The following is a 15,603-nucleotide window of genomic DNA, read 5'->3' on the forward strand; positions in this document are numbered from 1 at the left end:
GTGAATAGGCGGGGGCGGCTGGATACACCCTAGGGGTGGGGGAACCGAGGGGGGACCGTGGAGCGGCGGCCACATCCCGTGGCCGCCGCTCCACGGGAACAGCCCGGCTCCACGGGCACCGCCCCGGGGCCGCGTCAGCCGAAGACGGCGAGGCTCTTGGCCTTGCCCTTGTGTTCCTCGACCAGCGCGAGGAAGCGTTCCTCGGGGCCGAAGACGGCGACGGGGCCGGTGCCCGCGTACTCGTCGGGCATCTCCAGCCGGACGCCGTTGGTGAGCAGCCGGGCGCGTCTGGTGTCGACGTCCCAGCGCGGGAACGCGGCCGCGGCCGCCTGGGCGATCGGCATCACGGTCAGCTCCGTCTGGAGTTCGTCGAGGGTGCGGGCCGCGTCCAGCTTGTACGGTCCGACGCGCGTGCGGCGCAGGGCCGTGAGGTGCCCGCCGACGCCGAGGTCGGCGCCCAGGTCGCGGGCGAGGGCGCGGATGTAGGTACCGGAGGAGCAGACCACGGACACCACCAGGTCGAGGACCGGTGTGCCGTCCTCGGCGACCGCGTCCCGGACGTCGTACACGGCGAAGGAGGAGACCTTGACGGGCCGCGCGGGGATGTCGAAGTCCTCGCCCTCGCGGGCCCGCTTGTAGGACCGTACGCCGTCGATCTTGATGGCGCTGACCTTGGACGGCACCTGCATGATGTCGCCGGTCAGCTTGGCGACAGCGGCGTCGACTGCGGTGCGGGTGACCTTGGACGCGTCGGCCGATGCCGTGGTCTCGCCCTCGGCGTCGTCGGTGACCGTGGTCTGGCCGAGGCGGATCGTGCCGAGGTACTCCTTCTCCGTGAGGGCCAGGTGCCCGAGGAGCTTCGTCGCCTTCTCGACGCCGAGGACGAGGACGCCCGTCGCCATCGGGTCGAGGGTGCCGGCGTGGCCGACGCGGCGGGTCCTGGCGATCCCGCGCATCTTGGCGACCACGTCGTGCGAGGTGAAGCCCGACGGCTTGTCGACGATGACAAGCCCGTCGGGCGCGGTGCGCTTGTCGGTCATTCCGCGGCGTCGTCCGTCTCGTCCTCGGAGCCCGGCTTGCGGTACGGGTCCGCTTCACCGGCGTACGCGGCACCCGCGGACGCCTCGCGCACCTTCTCGTCGGACAGGCGCGCCTTGTCGAGGAGGTCCTCGATGTTCTTGGCGGTGTCCGGGAGGGCGTCCGCCACGAAGGCGAGGGTCGGCGTGAACTTCACGCCGGCCGCACGGCCGACCTCGGACCGCAGGATGCCCTTGGCGCTCTCCAGGCCCGCGGCGGCGGCCTTCCGCTCCTCCTCGTCGCCGTACACCGTGTAGAAGACGGTCGCCTCCCGCAGGTCCCCGGTGACCCGGGTGTCCGTGATGGTGACGTGCGAGCCGAGCCGCGGGTCCTTGATCCCGCGCTGCAGCTTCTGGGCCACCACCTCTCGGATGAGGTCCGCCAGCCTTTTCGCCCGCGCGTTGTCGGCCACTGGTCCGTCTCCCGTTCTTGTCTCTGGGTCGTTCTTGGGTCTAGTCGTCGTCGCCGTGGAAACGCCGTCTGACGGACAGCAGTTCCACCTCGGGGCGGGCGGCGACCAGCCGTTCGCACCGGTCCAGCACGTCGGTGAGGTGCGCCGCGTCGCCCGAGACCACGGCGAGGCCGACGAGGGCCCGCCGGTGGAGGTCCATGTGGTCCACCTCGGCCGCGCTCACGGCGTACTTCCGCTGGAGTTCGGCGACGATCGGGCGGACGACGGAGCGCTTCTCCTTCAGCGACCGTACGTCGCCGAGGAGGAGGTCGAAGGACAGAGTCCCCACGTACATGTGTAACCGGTTCACCCGCCGGTACGGGGTCGATGGCCCCGGGGCCGTGTGGCCGGAGGCATCATGAACGGTACCTCGTTCCTGCCGGAGGCTCGACGGGGTTTTGCCTCCGGTGGGCTGCCGTCGCGCCTGGGGCTCTGCCCCCAGACCCCCGGTTTCCCACCCACCCGTGCCAGTCAGTTGAAACGGGCGGGCGCGAGGACCCGGGATCGAGGGGGCGAAGCACCCGCTACACGGCGCACCGGCCGGCGGGACCGTGGTCCCGTCGGCCGGTGCGGACCGTGGGCGTTACGCCCGCGGCTTCTCGCGCATCTCGTACGTCGCGATGACGTCGTCGACCTTGATGTCGTTGAAGTTTCCGAGGTTGATACCACCCTCGTAGCCTTCGCGGATCTCGGTGACGTCGTCCTTGAAGCGACGCAGACCCTCGATGTTGAGGTTCTCCGCGACCACCTTGCCGTCGCGGATGAGGCGGGCCTTCGTGTTGCGGCGCACCTCGCCGGAGCGGATGAGCACACCGGCGATGTTGCCCAGCTTGGACGACTTGAAGACCTCGCGGATCTCCGCCGTACCGAGCTCGACCTCCTCGTACTCCGGCTTCAGCATGCCCTTCAGGGCCGCCTCGATCTCCTCGATCGCCTGGTAGATGACCGAGTAGTACCGGACGTCCACGCCCTCGCGCTCGGCCATCTGCGCCGCGCGGCCGGCCGCACGGACGTTGAAGCCGATCACGATGGCGTCGGAGCCCATCGCCAGGTCGATGTCGGACTCCGTGACCGCACCGACGCCGCGGTGCAGGACGCGGATGTCGACCTCTTCGCCGACGTCCAGCTGGAGCAGCGAGGACTCGAGGGCCTCGACGGAACCGGAAGCGTCACCCTTGATGATCAGGTTCAGCTGCTGGACCTCGCCGGCCTTCAGCACCTTGTCCAGGTCCTCCAGCGACACGCGGCGCGTGCGCTTGGCGAACGCGGCGTTGCGCTCACGGGCGGCACGCTTCTCGGCGATCTGACGGGCCGTACGGTCCTCGTCGACCACCAGGAAGTTGTCGCCCGCACCCGGGACGTTGGTCAGGCCGAGGACCTGGACCGGCGTCGACGGGCCGGCCTCGGCGACGTTGTTGCCGTTGTCGTCGAGCATGGCGCGGACCCGGCCGTAGGCGTCGCCCACGACCATCGTGTCACCGACCCGCAGCGTTCCTCGCTGGACGAGGACCGTCGCCACGGCACCACGGCCGCGGTCGAGGCGGGACTCGATCGAGATGCCCTGCGCGTCCTGGGCCGGGTTGGCCCGCAGGTCGAGCGAGGCGTCCGCGGTCAGGACGACGGCCTCGAGGAGGCTGTCGATGTGCAGACCCTGCTTGGCGGAGATGTCGACGAACATCGTTTCGCCGCCGTACTCCTCGGCCACCAGGCCGTACTCGGTCAGCTGACCGCGCACCTTGGTCGGGTCGGCACCCTCGACGTCGATCTTGTTGACCGCGACCACGATCGGCACGTCGGCCGCCTTGGCGTGGTTGAGCGCCTCGACCGTCTGCGGCATGACGCCGTCGTTGGCCGCGACGACCAGGATCGCGATGTCGGTCGACTTCGCACCACGGGCACGCATGGCGGTGAACGCCTCGTGACCCGGGGTGTCGATGAAGGTGATCTTGCGCTCTTCGTCGTTGACCTCGGTCGAGACCTGGTAGGCACCGATGTGCTGGGTGATGCCACCGGCCTCGCCCGCGATGACGTTCGTCTTGCGGATGGCGTCGAGCAGACGGGTCTTACCGTGGTCGACGTGACCCATGACGGTCACCACCGGCGGACGGACGACCAGGTCCTCCTCGGAGCCCTCGTCCTCGCCGAACTCGATGTCGAAGGACTCGAGGAGCTCGCGGTCCTCCTCCTCGGGGCTGACGATCTGAACCGTGTAGTTCATCTCGTCGGCGAGGAGCTGCAGCGTCTCGTCGGAGACGGACTGCGTGGCCGTGACCATCTCGCCCAGGTTCATCATCACCGCGACGAGCGACGCCGGGTTGGCGTTGATCTTCTCGGCGAAGTCGGTGAGGGAGGCACCGCGCGACAGGCGAATGGTCTCGCCGTTGCCGCGAGGCAGCATCACACCGCCGACCGACGGGGCCTGCATGGCCTCGTACTCCTGGCGCCTCTGCCGCTTCGACTTGCGGCCGCGGCGCGCGGGACCACCGGGACGGCCGAAGGCGCCCTGCGTGCCACCACGGCCACCCGGACCACCGGGACGACCACCGAAGCCGGGACGGCCACCGCCGCCGCCACCGGGACCACCGGGACGACCGGCGAAACCGCCGCCACCGCCACCGGGACCACCGGGACGACCGGCGAAGCCGCCGCCGCCACCGCCACCGGGACGACCGGCGAAGCCGCCGCCGCCCGGACGACCGCCGCCGCCACCGGGACGACCGCCGCCACCGGGACCACGGCCGCCGGGGCCGCCACCGCCGGGACGCGGACCCGCGGCAGGACGCTGAGGCATCATGCCGGGGTTCGGACGCGGGCCGCCGGGGCCACCGCCGGGACGGGGGCCGCCCTGCGGACGCGGCATCGAGCCCGGGGTCGGGCGCGGGCCGCCGGGAGCCTGCGGACGGGGACCGCCGCCCTGGGCGCCGGGCGCCTGGGGACGGGGACCGCCGCCGGGGGCACCGCCGGGACCACCGGGGCGCGGGCCGCCCTGCGGGCGCGGGGCCTGCGGGCGGGCCATGCCGGTGGAGCCACCGGAGGTGAAGGGGTTGTTACCCGGACGCGGGCCGGCCGGACGGGCGCCGGGACGCTGGCCCTGCCCGCCGGGACGCTGACCGCCCTGGCCGGCGGGACGCTCGCCCCGCTGCCCCTGGCCGGGGCCGCCCGGACGGGCGCCGCCGGGCTTGGGGGCGCCGGGACGCGCGCCGGGGCGCGGACCCTGGGCGGCCGGAGCCTGCGGTGCCGGGGCGGCCGGCGGAGCGGTGAACTCCGGGGCGGCCGGCGCCGGACGCGGCGCGGGCTTGGGACCCGGCACCGGACGCGGGCCGGGGGCCGGCGTGGGCGCCGAGGGGGCCGACGGCTGCTGGGCCGCGGGCTGGGGTGCCGACGGCTGCGGGGCCGACGGCGGCTTGGGGGCGCCCGGCTTCGGTGCAGCCGGACGGGCCGCCTGCGCCGGAGAGGGCGCGGCGGGCCTGGGGGCGGCCTTACGGGGGGCGGGCTTGCCGTTGCCACCACCCTGGAAGGCGTCGGTCAGCTTGCGTACTACGGGCGCTTCGATCGTCGAAGACGCCGAACGGACGAATTCACCGAGTTCCTGGAGCTTGGCCATGACGACCTTGCTCTCCACACCGAACTCCTTGGCGAGTTCGTAGACCCGGACCTTAGCCACTTCGCTCCTTTGAGGTCCGGGTTGCGGCCGGACCGTCGCTAGTTCATGGGCGTACTCATCGCGTACTCATCGAGTGCTCATCGCAATCTCGACCTGCTTTCGACTCGCGAGGTACCAGACCGCACGGGGTTCCGTGCGGCACGTCTTACGGTGTTGCCTGCTCAGCAACTGTCGTCTGCTCGACGTACCGGCGCAACGCCTTTGTGTCGAGCGCTCCCGGGGCGCGCAGTGCCCGCGTGAACGCCCGGCGGCGTACCGCCTGGTCGAGACAGACCAGGGCGGGGTGTACGTACGCACCCCGGCCGGGCAGCGTACCGCGAGGATCGGGGACGCATGCGTCCTCGATCGCCACGATCCGCAGCAGACCCGTCTTGGCCGTCCGCTCCCGGCACCCCACGCAGGTGCGTTCAGGGCATGCTCGGGCTTGCGTCCGGCCAGACACAGTTAAGTCTACCTCCCCGTACCGACCTCACCCCTCTGGGTGATAGATCGAACAGTTGTCGTGCATATAACTGTCGTGATCCAAGCGCCCTGCGGCTTGGATCTATTCCCCGGGCTGCTCCGTGTCCGGCCGGATGTCGATCCGCCAGCCGGTGAGCCGGGCGGCGAGGCGGGCGTTCTGCCCTTCCTTGCCGATCGCCAGCGACAGCTGGTAGTCCGGCACGGTCACCCGGGCGGACCTGGCGGCCAGGTCCACGACCTCCACCTTGGACACCCGGGCGGGTGACAGCGCGTTCGCGACCATCTCCGCCGGGTCGTCCGACCAGTCCACGATGTCGATCTTCTCACCGTTCAGCTCGCCCATCACGTTGCGCACCCGGCCGCCCATGGGGCCGATGCAGGCGCCCTTGGCGTTCAGGCCCGAACGGGTGGAACGGACGGCGATCTTCGTACGGTGACCGGCCTCACGGGCGATCGCGGCGATCTCGACGGAGCCGTCGGCGATCTCCGGCACCTCGAGCGCGAACAGCTTCTTCACCAGGTTGGGGTGGGTGCGCGAGAGGGTGACGGACGGGCCGCGCACGCCCTTCGCCACCCGTACGACGTAACTGCGCAGCCGCATGCCGTGCGGGTACGTCTCGCCCGGCACCTGCTCCTGCACCGGCAGGATGGCCTCCAGCTTGCCGATGTCCACGAGCACGTTCTTCGGGTCGCGGCCCTGCTGGACGACCCCGGTGACGATGTCGCCCTCACGGCCGGCGTACTCGCCGAGCGTCGCGTCGTCCTCGGCGTCGCGCAGCCGCTGCAGGATGACCTGCTTGGCGGTGGTGGCGGCGATACGGCCGAACCCGGACGGGGTGTCGTCGAACTCGCGGGGCTCCTGGCCCTCCTCGAGGTCGTCGGGATCCTCCTTCGCCCACACGGTCACATGCCCGGTCTCCCGGTTGAGCTCCACGCGCGCGTGTCGGCGGCTTCCCTCGGTGCGGTGGTAGGCGATGAGGAGGGCCGACTCGATCGCCTCGACCAGCAGGTCGAAGGAGATCTCCTTCTCCCGAACCAAGCCCCGCAGGGCACTCATGTCGATGTCCACGGCTACGCCTCCTCTTCCTTCTTGTCCTTGCGGTTGAACTCGACCTGCACGCGCGCCCTGGCGATGTCCGGGTAGCCGAGTCTGCGGGTGGTGGCCTTGCGGCCCTTGACTCCGGGCACTTCCAGGTCGAGGCCCTCGTCGTCGGCCGTCAGGATCCTGGCGACCAGCTCGCCGCCCTCGGCCAGCTGGAACTTCGCCAACCGGCCCACCGCGCGCGCGTAGTGCCGTCGTTCCTTGAGGAGGCGCTCAGCGCCCGGGGTTCCGACCTCCAGGTCGTACGCGCCCTCGCCCATCGCGTCCGTCTCGTCGAGCTTCGCCGAGAGCGCGCGGCTCACATCGGCGATCTGGTCCAGGTCCGCCCCGGTGTCGGAGTCGACGACGACGCGCAGCACCCGCTTGCGTCCGACGGAGTCGACGGCGATCTCTTCGAGATCCAGGCCCTGGGATGTGACGAGCGGTTCCAGCAGTTCTCGCAGCCTCTCGCTCTGGGTGGTGCTCATCCGGGTGACTCCTCGGCCGCGTGTGCTGTTGTGGGATGGGGCGCGTGTCTGGTCAAAGGGTATCCGGTCGCAAGGGGTGTTGCCGTCCACGTCCGCCTCCGGCGGTGCGCCCGCTTCGCCGAGGGGGAGCCCGGTGTTGCCGGCGTCGGGTGTCCCGGGCGGCCGTGCCCGCCGACACGCCCGACGCCCCTCAAGTGGGTCCACGAGCCGGTGACATGGGTCGGGCGGGTTCGCGGGTACGGTGATCAGCGGCGAACCCCCGCCCGTGTGTTCGTACGAGCCCCCGAGGACTTGCCGTGCCCCTCCCCCCACCGCCGCGCGCCCTTCTGCGGCCGCGCAGAAGAACCCTGCTCGCCTCGGCCGCGGGAGCGGTCCTGCTGACGGGCTGCTCCGACGGCGGCGGGGACTCCGGCGGCACCCCGTCGCTCTCCGCACGGGCACGCGTGCGTGCGGCCCGGGACAGCCGGGGCCTGGTGGAGCGGTACGACGCGGTGATCTCGGCGCATCCGGCGCTGGCCGACCGGCTGAAGCCGCTGCGGGCGGAGGCCGCGGCGCACGCGGAGGCCTTCGGCGGCGGTACGCCGGCTCCCGCGCGGTCTCCCGGCGCCTCGGCGTCGGCCCGCGCGTCGGCGTCGGCACCCGCGTCCGCGTCGGCACCGGCGTCGACCGTGCCGGCCGACGAGAAGGCCGCCCGCGCCGCTCTCGCCGCCGCCGAGCGGGCTCTCGCCGACCGGCGGGCGAAGGCGCTGCTGGAGGTGGACGGTGAACTGGCACGACTGCTGGCCTCGGTGGCGGCCGCCGGGGCGTCGCACGCGTATCTGCTGACGGAGGACGGGAAGTGAGCGACGAGGCCCGGAGCGGCGAGCTCAAGGCCCTGCAGGCGGCCCTGGCCGCCGAGCACGCGGCCGTGTACGGGTACGGGGTCGTCGGCGGGCGGATCCGCGCGGAACGGCGCACTGAAGCACGGGCGGCGTACGACGCGCACAGGGCGCGCAGGGATGCGCTGGTCCGTGCGGTGCGCGACCTGGGCGGCGCCCCGGTGGCCGCGGACGCGGCGTACGCGCTGCCGTTCCCCGTGCCGGACTCCGACGCCGCGGTGCGGCTGGCCGCCGAGCTGGAGGAACGCGTGGCCGGGGTGTACTCCGACCTGGTGCGGGCGACGACGGGCGGGCGGCGCCGCGAGGCCGCCGGGGTACTGCGGGAGACCGCGGTGCGGGCGGTGCGCTGGCGCGGGGGGAGCGTAGCCTTCCCTGGTCTCGCCGAACGGGACGGCGCCGCGGCCGGTGCGTCCGCGACCGCGCCGCCGGCCACGGCCTCGGCCTCGGCCTCGGCGACACCGACGGCATGAACCGGCAGCCCGGGAAGGAACGGCTCGCGCATGGCTTTCGAACCGCCGCGGCGTCTCGTCAGAGCGCTCGGTGAGACGGCACCGGACGGTGACGGCTGGCTGGAGAGGCTGCCGGAGGCCGTGCGGCAGGCCGTCGCGCTACGCGGGCTGACCATCGAGCGGGTGCAGGTACCGGGCGGCCGCAGCAGCCTGGTCGTGTTGGTGCGCCGGGCGGACGGGGCCCCGGCCGTACTGAAGCTCGCGCCGCCCCGGGCCCGGCCGGAGGCGGAGCGGGCGGCGCTCGCGCACTGGGACGGGCTGGGCGCCGTACAACTGCTGGAGACGGACGGTTCCGAGGGCGTGCTGCTGCTCGAACGGCTGCACCCGGACGTGTCCGTGCGGTCCCTGCCCGAGGCGAAGGCGCTGCTGGAGGCGGCGGGGACGCTGCGGCGACTGTGGGTGGAACCGCCGGCGGGGTTCTCCTTCGAGACCGTCGCCGGGCGGACCGGACGGCAGGCCGAGGCCATGCGGGCCGGCGCGGAGACCGACCCCCAGGTGGCCCCGCTGGTCGAGGCGGCGCTCGCGGCCCGCGCGGAGTTGCTGGCCGCGCCGCCCGAGCACCGGCTGCTGCACGGCACGTTCCGGCAGAGCAAGGTGCTCGCCGGGGACCGCATGCCGTGGCTGGCGGTGGGCCCCGACCCGCTGGTCGGCGAGTGCGCCTTCGATCTCGCGCGGCTGGTCCGGGACCGGGTGGAGGACCTGATCGCCGCGCCGTCGGGGGCGGCCACCACCCGGCGGCGGGTGAAGCGCCTTGCGGAGTCGCTGGACGTGGACCAGGAGCGGCTCAAAGGCTGGACCCTGTTCCGGGCGGTGGAGTCCGGGGTGCGGGCCCGCCGGGTGGGGCGGGAGCAGGACGCGGAGCTGCTGCTGGAGTTCGCGGGCTGGCTCTAGCCCGCTCTCGTCCACCCTGCGCGGAGCTTCAGGGCCGGGCCGGGGGCCGGGCAGTCGGCCGCGGCTCGGCGGGCGCGGTGGTCCGGCCGGGCGCCGTCGCGGCCAGCTCGTGCCGTGCGACCAACTGTGGTGCCGTGCGACCAGCCGGGCCGGCACCGCCCCTGGCCAGGGCCGCCGCGGTGGTGGTCGCGGCGGCGCCGGAGACCGTGCGCCAAGGGGTGCGGGCGGGCCGAACAGTGCGCGGGTCGACGATGTGGCGCAGCGCATGTCCGCCGCACCGCCGACGCCGGGCGCCGGTCCATGGGGGGCCGGTCCGCCGACGCGCAGGCCGACCATCAGCCCTCCCCGGCCGGGTACTCCCCCGCGACGGCGGTGTCGCCGCCGAGGCCGGCCGGGACCCCGTGGACCGCCGCGCGCGCCGCTGTCAGGCGGTGAGGCGGGCGATCGCCTCGTCCACCGTCAACTCCTCGCGCTCACCGCTCCTGCGGTCCTTCAGTTCCAGCACGCCCTCGGCGGAGCGTCGGCCCGCGACCAGGATCTGGGGTACGCCGATGAGTTCCGCGTCGGTGAACTTCACGCCCGGGGAGACGCCCGCCCGGTCGTCGACCAGGACGCGCAGGCCCGCGGCGGCCAGCTTCCCGGAGACCTCGAGGGCGAGCTCGGTCTGCAGGGCCTTGCCCGCGGCGACCACGTGCACGTCGGCCGGGGCGACCTCCTTGGGCCACACCAGGCCCTGGTCGTCGGCGTGCTGCTCGGCGAGGGCGGCGACGGCGCGGGAGACGCCGATGCCGTAGGAGCCCATGGTGACGCGGACCGGCTTGCCGTTCTGGCCGAGGACGTCGAGCTTGAGGGCGTCGGCGTACTTGCGGCCGAGCTGGAAGATGTGACCGATCTCGATGGCGCGGTCGAGCTTCAGCCCGGTGCCGCAGTCGGGGCACGGGTCGCCCTCCTGCACCACCACGACGTCCACGTAGGCGTCGGCCTCGAAGTCACGGCCCGCGACCACGTTCCTGGCGTGGGTGTGCTCCTTGTTGGCGCCCGTGATCCAGGCGGTGCCCGGCGCCACGCGCGGGTCGGCGATGTAGCGGACCTTGTCCAGGCCCTGCGGGCCGACGTAGCCGCGGACCAGGTCGGGGCGGCCCGTGAAGTCCTCGGCGGTGACCAGTTCGACGGTGGCCGGGGCGAAGTGCGCTTCGACCTTGTCCATGTCGACCTCGCGGTCACCGGGCACGCCGACCGCGACGATCTCGCCGTCGACCTTCACGAGGAGGTTCTTCAGGGTGGCGGAGGCCGGGACGCCGAGGGAGGCGGCGAGGGTCTCGATGGTCGGGGTGTCCGGGGTGGGGATCTCCTCGGCGGCGGGCACGCCGGTGGCGTCCTGCTCCTTCAGCCCGTACGTGATCGCCTCGGTGTTGGCGGCGAAGTCGCAGTTCGGGCAGTCCGCGAAGGTGTCCTCGCCGGCTTCGGCCGGGGCGAGGAACTCCTCGGACTTGGAGCCGCCCATCGCGCCGGCGGTGGCGGCGCAGATGCGGTAGTCGAGGCCGAGGCGTTCGAAGATCCGCTGATAGGCCTGGCGGTGCAGGGCGTAGGACTGGGCGAGGCCCTCGTCCGCGGTGTCGAAGGAGTACGAGTCCTTCATCAGGAACTCGCGGCCGCGCAGGATGCCCGCGCGGGGCCGGGCCTCGTCGCGGAACTTGGTCTGGATCTGGTAGAGGATGACCGGCAGGTCCTTGTAGGAGGACGCCTGGTCCTTCACCAGCAGGGTGAAGATCTCCTCGTGGGTGGGGCCGAGGAGGTAGTCGCCGCCCTTGCGGTCCTTCAGGCGGAACAGTTCGGCGCCGTACTCGTCCCAGCGGCCGGTCGCCTCGTACGGCTCACGCGGCAGCAGGGCGGGGAGCAGTACCTCCTGGGCGCCGATGGCGTCCATCTCCTCGCGGACGATCCGCTCCACGTTCGCCAGGACCTTCTTGCCGAGGGGCAGCCAGGTCCAGATGCCGGCGGCGGTACGGCGGACGTAGCCGGCGCGGACCAGGAGCTTGTGGCTGAGCACCTCGGCATCGGCCGGGTCGTCGCGCAGCGTTTTCGCCAGCAGCTGGGACATGCGCTGGACCGGTGCGTTCGCCATGGTTCTCGTACTCCTGCCGGGGTGAAGGTGATGACCAGGAGGTTAGCCGGGGCGCCGCCGTGGCCGGAAATCCTTAACTCCGGCGCAGGGGCAGCGGGGCGCCCATGACGGCGTACGGCTTCGGGGCGCTGGGGAAGAGCACCTGGCGGGCCAGGTCCTGGTAGCCGAGGGAGTGGTAGAGGCCGCGGGCGGGACTGTCGGTGTCGATGGCGGAGAGGATCGAACGGGGTTCGGTCGCGCCGTCGGTGATCGTGGTGATCAGGGCGCGGCCGACACCGCGGTTCTGATGGCCCGGGTGGACGTGCAGCTCGGTGATCACGAAGGAGTCGTCGAGCCAGTCGTCGTGGCCGCGGGCCCGAAGGTACGGTTCCACGACCGTGGACCACCAGTGGGTACGGTCGTTGGGCATGCCGTAGACGAATCCGACGAGCCGTCCGCCGTCCGTGGCCCCGAACGCCCTCGCGCCCGGGTACTGCATGTGACGCAACACGATCTGGCGGCGCACGGCCACCTCGTCGGGGCCCAGTCCGAAGGCGACGGCCTGGACGGCCAGGGCCTCGTCCACGTGTGCCGGGAGGTCGAGTGGGCCGATCACTACGTCCATGCGGGGAGACTACAGGGGGGCGCCGCCGCCGTGTGGGTCAGGAGGCGAGCACCGTGACCACCCGCTGGGTCATGTCCTCGTCCGTGGTGAGCGGCGTCGGTGTGAAGGAGAGCACGAGCTCGGGTACCGGCCGCGGGTGGCGAGCACTCGGGTGCGGTAACCGCAGGACTCGCCGGTCTTCCCCCGAGGCGCAGGATGGTCTCAGAACAGCACGCTCATGAACGCGCCGACCTCCTGGAAGCCCACCCGCTCGTACGCCCGCCGCGCCGGGGTGTTGAAGTCGTTCACGTACAGGCTCACCACCGGGGCCACGTCGGCCAGCGCGTACCGCAGGACCGCCGCCATTCCGGGGGCGGCCAGCCCCCTGCCCCGGTATTCCGGGGCCACCCACACGCCCTGGATCTGGCACGCCTGGGAGGTCGCCGCGCCGATCTCCGCCTTGAAGACGACCTTGCCGTGTTCGTCGAGGCGGGCGAAGGAGCGGCCGGAGCCGACCAGTTCGGCGACGCGGGCCTGGTAGAGGAGGCCGCCGTCCCCGGCCAGCGGGGACACTCCGACCTCCTCGGTGAACATCGCGACGCACGCCGGCATGATCGTCTCCATCTCGTCCTTGCGGATCCGGCGCACGTAGGGGTCGGGGGCGATGTCCGCGGGCATGCGGTCGGTGACCATGAGGGGCTGGCGGGTGCGGACCTCCCGGGCGGGGCCCCAGTGGGGTTCCAGCAGCCGCCACAGTTCGGCGGTGGTCTGGGCGGGGCCGACGATGGAGGAGCAGCGGCGTCCGGCCCGGCGGGCGCGGTCGGCGAAGGCGCGTACGGCGCGCGGGGTGGCGCAGATCGGGACGAGGTTGGCTCCCGCGTAGCACAGGGACGTCAGCATGCCGTCCTCGTACCAGCCCCACATCTCCCCGCCGAGCCGCCAGGGGTCGAGGCCGGCGACCTGGACGCGGGAGGTCACGAAGGCGTTGGCGACCGGCTCGCGGTCGAGGACGGCGAGCGCGGCGTCCAGGTCGCTCGGTTCGAGCACCCGAGAGGTGGTCTGGGTCAACACGTGCGGGCCTCACCCTGAGGGTCTGCTGATCTCCGCACTGTACCTGCCGAAATTGTGCCGCGCCGCCCCGTGGGGGCAGCGCGGTGGGAGCCACGGGTCAGCCCTTGCTCCTGGGGTGGCCGTAACCGACCTGTACCTCGTCGATACGCAGCTGCTGGTAGTAGTTCGGCACGGTGGCCGCGGACCAGGTCGTGGGGACGTCGAGCCGGAGGTAGCGGGTGCGGAGGTGGTCGCCGAGGTCGACGAAGCGGATGCCCCGGGCGCTTTCCAGCACTCCTGCCTTGATCTGCCGCCAGGTGGTTCCGTCGTCGCTCACGGAGACCGTGTAGTCCTTGATCCGTGCGGAGTCCTCCTTGCGGCCGAAGGACTCCCGGTTGTACGTCGGCGACCACTCGCGCTGGTTGATCCCCAGGAATGCCACCTTGCGGGACCGGCCGAGGTCGAGGGTGAAACCGGTGGGCAGGACGCCCTTGTTGTCGCTGTACGTGGTGAAGTCGCCGTCGGTGAGGGCGGGTTCGCTCGCCCTGACGGAGCGGGCCGGGTACACGCCCTCGCGGTGTGCGGCGGTGCGCACCCTGAACACGGTGTCGTACGGGTCCCAGTCGGTGATGCCCCGGACGGTGAGCGTTCCCCCGCGCTGGTCGAAGTGGAGCCGCTTGCCGGTGCGCAGGTCGGTGACGCGCTCGATCCGGTAGCCGTTGTCGCGGATGCGGACCTGGTCGCCGGTGGCCGGGCGGGTGGTGACGTGGACGTACTGGGTGGTGGCCGGGTGGGCGCGGCTGACGGTGACGTAGCCGTAGGAGCCGTCGTTCCAGCCGCCGGGCTGCATGCCGCCGTACAGGAAGCCGCCCGCGTCGACGCCGTGCAGGGACTCCCAGATGGGCGGGAGGTAGTCCTTCAGCAGGTCGATGAACTTCTCCTGCTGCGGCGGGAAGCGGCCGTCGACCATGGCGGTGAAGTCCATGAGGGAGCGGATGGAGTTGCCCGCGTTGGCGATGTACCGGTCGACGTTGAGGCCGGTGGACACCGGGCGGTCCTGGCCGTCGTACCACCAGCTGCCGGTGTCGGGCACCTTGTAGCAGGATTCGGTCAGGCGCGGCAGGGGCGTCCAGATCGCCGACGGCTGGTCGTACGGCGGGGTCATGCCGACCTTCTGCTCATGGGACACCATGTCCATGATCGGGGTGTCCTCGTTGTTGTTGCTCAGCGTCATGTCCGGGCGCAGTTGCCGGATCTGCTCGTAGAGCTGGTGCTGTTCCCAGTACTCGTTGTCGTTGTCGATCCAGAAGCCCGACAGCTTCGGGTAGTTGTGCATGATCTCGAAGAAGTTGTCGTAGCTGAACTCGCCGAAGCCCTGACGGGTGGTGAGGTCGACGTCGTGCCCCTTGTAGGCGGAGTAGGCGGCCGAGTCGAGGCTCTCCACGCCCTTCTCGTTGTGCCACTGAGGGTCGTCGGTCATGTAGAGGATGACCTTCAGGCCCTTCTTCGCCGCAGCGTCGACGAGTTCGCCGAGGATGTCGCGCTTGGTGGAACAGGACCCCGGGATGCTCGACGGCCACGGGCGCGCGTAGCCGAGGCGGGAGTGGAAGGTGGCGAGCACGATGTAGCTCGCGCGGATCTTGCGGGCCTCGTCGACCCAGTAGTCGGGAGTCCAGCCGCCGTCGTCGACGGCCTTCTCCCAGGAGGCGCAGTCGTAGTGGGCGGGCGCGGTGAACATGCCCCAGTGCAGGAAGAGCCCGGCGGTGGCGTTGCGGAGCGTGCTCTGGCGGGGCGGGTACGGGGGCGCCTGCGCTGTGTGGGCCGCCTGGGCCGAGGGGGCGGCGGCGAGCAGGAGGGCGAGGAGGGCGGTCCACAGGGCCAGCAGTCTGCGGCGTCTCATACGGTCACCTTGTCATCCGATGTATAGCCGGTGCGGGTATTGCGCGTGGGACATGCGTGCAGGTGCGCCCCATAACGTCCCCCTATACATCGGAGCTGTCAAGGGAGCCGGAGACAACACTTACGCCCCGCCACCAGGGAGGTGACGGGGCGTGAGGGTGACGTGGTGTGAGCGGGATCGGCTGGGTCAGCCGGCGACGGAGACCTCGGGCTCGCCGGAGGCCACACCGTCCGCCTCCATCTTCTCGGCGAGCTTCATGGCCTCCTCGATGAGGGTCTCCACGATCTTGGACTCCGGGACGGTCTTGATGACCTCGCCCTTGACGAAGATCTGCCCCTTGCCGTTGCCGGAGGCCACACCGAGATCGGCCTCACGGGCCTCACCGGGACCGTTGACGACACAGCCCATCACGGCCACCCGCAGCGGGACCTCCATGCCGGTCAG

15 protein-coding genes are annotated in these 15,603 nt (G+C 72.0%); 3 read left to right on the forward strand and 12 right to left on the reverse strand.

Annotation, left to right across the window (positions count from 1 at the left end):
- Window positions 1-134: 134 nt before the first annotated feature.
- The 7 genes from truB to rimP all read right to left on the reverse strand — a co-directional run bounded on the left by truB (window position 135) and on the right by rimP (window position 7,223).
- A complete protein-coding gene (gene truB / locus ACWC21_RS35880) occupies window positions 135-1,040 on the reverse strand; it encodes a tRNA pseudouridine(55) synthase TruB (RefSeq protein WP_450888184.1) in 906 nt (301 codons plus the stop codon).
- Entirely contained in the window at window positions 1,037-1,489 is a 453-nt protein-coding gene (gene rbfA / locus ACWC21_RS35885; protein ID WP_450888186.1) for a 30S ribosome-binding factor RbfA, read from the reverse strand. Before rbfA ends, truB begins: the two co-directional genes overlap by 4 nt.
- A 40-nt stretch (window positions 1,490-1,529) precedes the next feature.
- Window positions 1,530-1,823 carry a DUF503 domain-containing protein gene (locus tag ACWC21_RS35890; protein ID WP_389158795.1) on the reverse strand — a complete coding sequence of 98 codons (294 nt, stop codon included), beginning with the start codon at window positions 1,821-1,823 and terminating at the stop codon, window positions 1,530-1,532.
- Window positions 1,824-2,111: 288 nt separating this feature from the next.
- Entirely contained in the window at window positions 2,112-5,192 is a 3,081-nt protein-coding gene (infB, locus tag ACWC21_RS35895; RefSeq protein WP_450888189.1) for a translation initiation factor IF-2, read from the reverse strand.
- A gap of 145 nt (window positions 5,193-5,337) precedes the next feature.
- On the reverse strand, window positions 5,338-5,634 hold the full coding sequence (locus ACWC21_RS35900; RefSeq protein ID WP_450888191.1) for a YlxR family protein: 297 nt from the start codon (window positions 5,632-5,634) through the stop codon (window positions 5,338-5,340).
- A gap of 102 nt (window positions 5,635-5,736) precedes the next feature.
- Window positions 5,737-6,723 carry a transcription termination factor NusA gene (nusA, locus tag ACWC21_RS35905; RefSeq protein ID WP_450888193.1) on the reverse strand — a complete coding sequence of 329 codons (987 nt, stop codon included), beginning with the start codon at window positions 6,721-6,723 and terminating at the stop codon, window positions 5,737-5,739.
- A 2-nt stretch (window positions 6,724-6,725) separates the two neighbouring features.
- On the reverse strand, window positions 6,726-7,223 hold the full coding sequence (gene rimP / locus ACWC21_RS35910) for a ribosome maturation factor RimP (RefSeq protein WP_450888195.1): 498 nt from the start codon (window positions 7,221-7,223) through the stop codon (window positions 6,726-6,728).
- 296 nt (window positions 7,224-7,519) lie between these two features.
- Here rimP and ACWC21_RS35915 point away from each other — a divergent pair, with 296 nt between their 5' ends.
- From ACWC21_RS35915 to ACWC21_RS35925, 3 genes are read left to right on the forward strand one after another with little or no spacing between them, the layout of a single operon-like run.
- On the forward strand, window positions 7,520-8,065 hold the full coding sequence (locus ACWC21_RS35915; RefSeq protein ID WP_450888197.1) for a hypothetical protein: 546 nt from the start codon (window positions 7,520-7,522) through the stop codon (window positions 8,063-8,065).
- A complete protein-coding gene (locus ACWC21_RS35920; protein WP_450888198.1) occupies window positions 8,062-8,571 on the forward strand; it encodes a ferritin-like domain-containing protein in 510 nt (169 codons plus the stop codon). The genes ACWC21_RS35915 and ACWC21_RS35920 overlap by 4 nt, the downstream gene beginning before the upstream one ends.
- A 30-nt stretch (window positions 8,572-8,601) precedes the next feature.
- Window positions 8,602-9,501 carry an aminoglycoside phosphotransferase family protein gene (locus ACWC21_RS35925; protein ID WP_450888200.1) on the forward strand — a complete coding sequence of 300 codons (900 nt, stop codon included), beginning with the start codon at window positions 8,602-8,604 and terminating at the stop codon, window positions 9,499-9,501.
- Window positions 9,502-9,925: 424 nt separating this feature from the next.
- Here ACWC21_RS35925 and ACWC21_RS35930 read toward each other — a convergent pair whose 3' ends face one another.
- The 5 genes from ACWC21_RS35930 to ACWC21_RS35950 form a co-directional block, all read right to left on the reverse strand.
- Window positions 9,926-11,626 (reverse strand): proline--tRNA ligase, encoded by a 1,701-nt coding sequence (locus ACWC21_RS35930; protein ID WP_450888202.1) that lies wholly within the window; start codon window positions 11,624-11,626, stop codon window positions 9,926-9,928.
- 73 nt (window positions 11,627-11,699) lie between these two features.
- Entirely contained in the window at window positions 11,700-12,230 is a 531-nt protein-coding gene (locus ACWC21_RS35935; protein WP_450888204.1) for a GNAT family N-acetyltransferase, read from the reverse strand.
- Between the two features lie 201 nt (window positions 12,231-12,431).
- On the reverse strand, window positions 12,432-13,280 hold the full coding sequence (locus ACWC21_RS35940; RefSeq protein WP_450888206.1) for a GNAT family N-acetyltransferase: 849 nt from the start codon (window positions 13,278-13,280) through the stop codon (window positions 12,432-12,434).
- Between the two features lie 97 nt (window positions 13,281-13,377).
- A complete protein-coding gene (locus ACWC21_RS35945) occupies window positions 13,378-15,159 on the reverse strand; it encodes an alpha-L-fucosidase (RefSeq protein ID WP_450888208.1) in 1,782 nt (593 codons plus the stop codon).
- 186 nt (window positions 15,160-15,345) lie between these two features.
- The coding region (locus tag ACWC21_RS35950; RefSeq protein ID WP_450888210.1) for a flavodoxin-dependent (E)-4-hydroxy-3-methylbut-2-enyl-diphosphate synthase at window positions 15,346-15,603 on the reverse strand (258 nt) is incomplete at its 5' end.

The sequence above is a fragment of the Streptomyces sp. NPDC001348 genome (assembly GCF_053597535.1).

Excerpts from the sequence above, each read along its gene's own strand:
- truB (WP_450888184.1), bottom strand. The coding sequence starts at position 1,040 with ATGACCGACAAGCGCACCGCGCCCGACGGGCTTGTCATCGTCGACAAG.
- ACWC21_RS35890 (WP_389158795.1), bottom strand. The coding sequence starts at position 1,823 with ATGTACGTGGGGACTCTGTCCTTCGACCTCCTCCTCGGCGACGTACGG.
- rimP (WP_450888195.1), bottom strand. The coding sequence starts at position 7,223 with ATGAGCACCACCCAGAGCGAGAGGCTGCGAGAACTGCTGGAACCGCTC.
- ACWC21_RS35925 (WP_450888200.1), top strand. The coding sequence starts at position 8,602 with ATGGCTTTCGAACCGCCGCGGCGTCTCGTCAGAGCGCTCGGTGAGACG.
- ACWC21_RS35930 (WP_450888202.1), bottom strand. The coding sequence starts at position 11,626 with ATGGCGAACGCACCGGTCCAGCGCATGTCCCAGCTGCTGGCGAAAACG.
- ACWC21_RS35935 (WP_450888204.1), bottom strand. The coding sequence starts at position 12,230 with ATGGACGTAGTGATCGGCCCACTCGACCTCCCGGCACACGTGGACGAG.
- ACWC21_RS35945 (WP_450888208.1), bottom strand. The coding sequence starts at position 15,159 with ATGAGACGCCGCAGACTGCTGGCCCTGTGGACCGCCCTCCTCGCCCTC.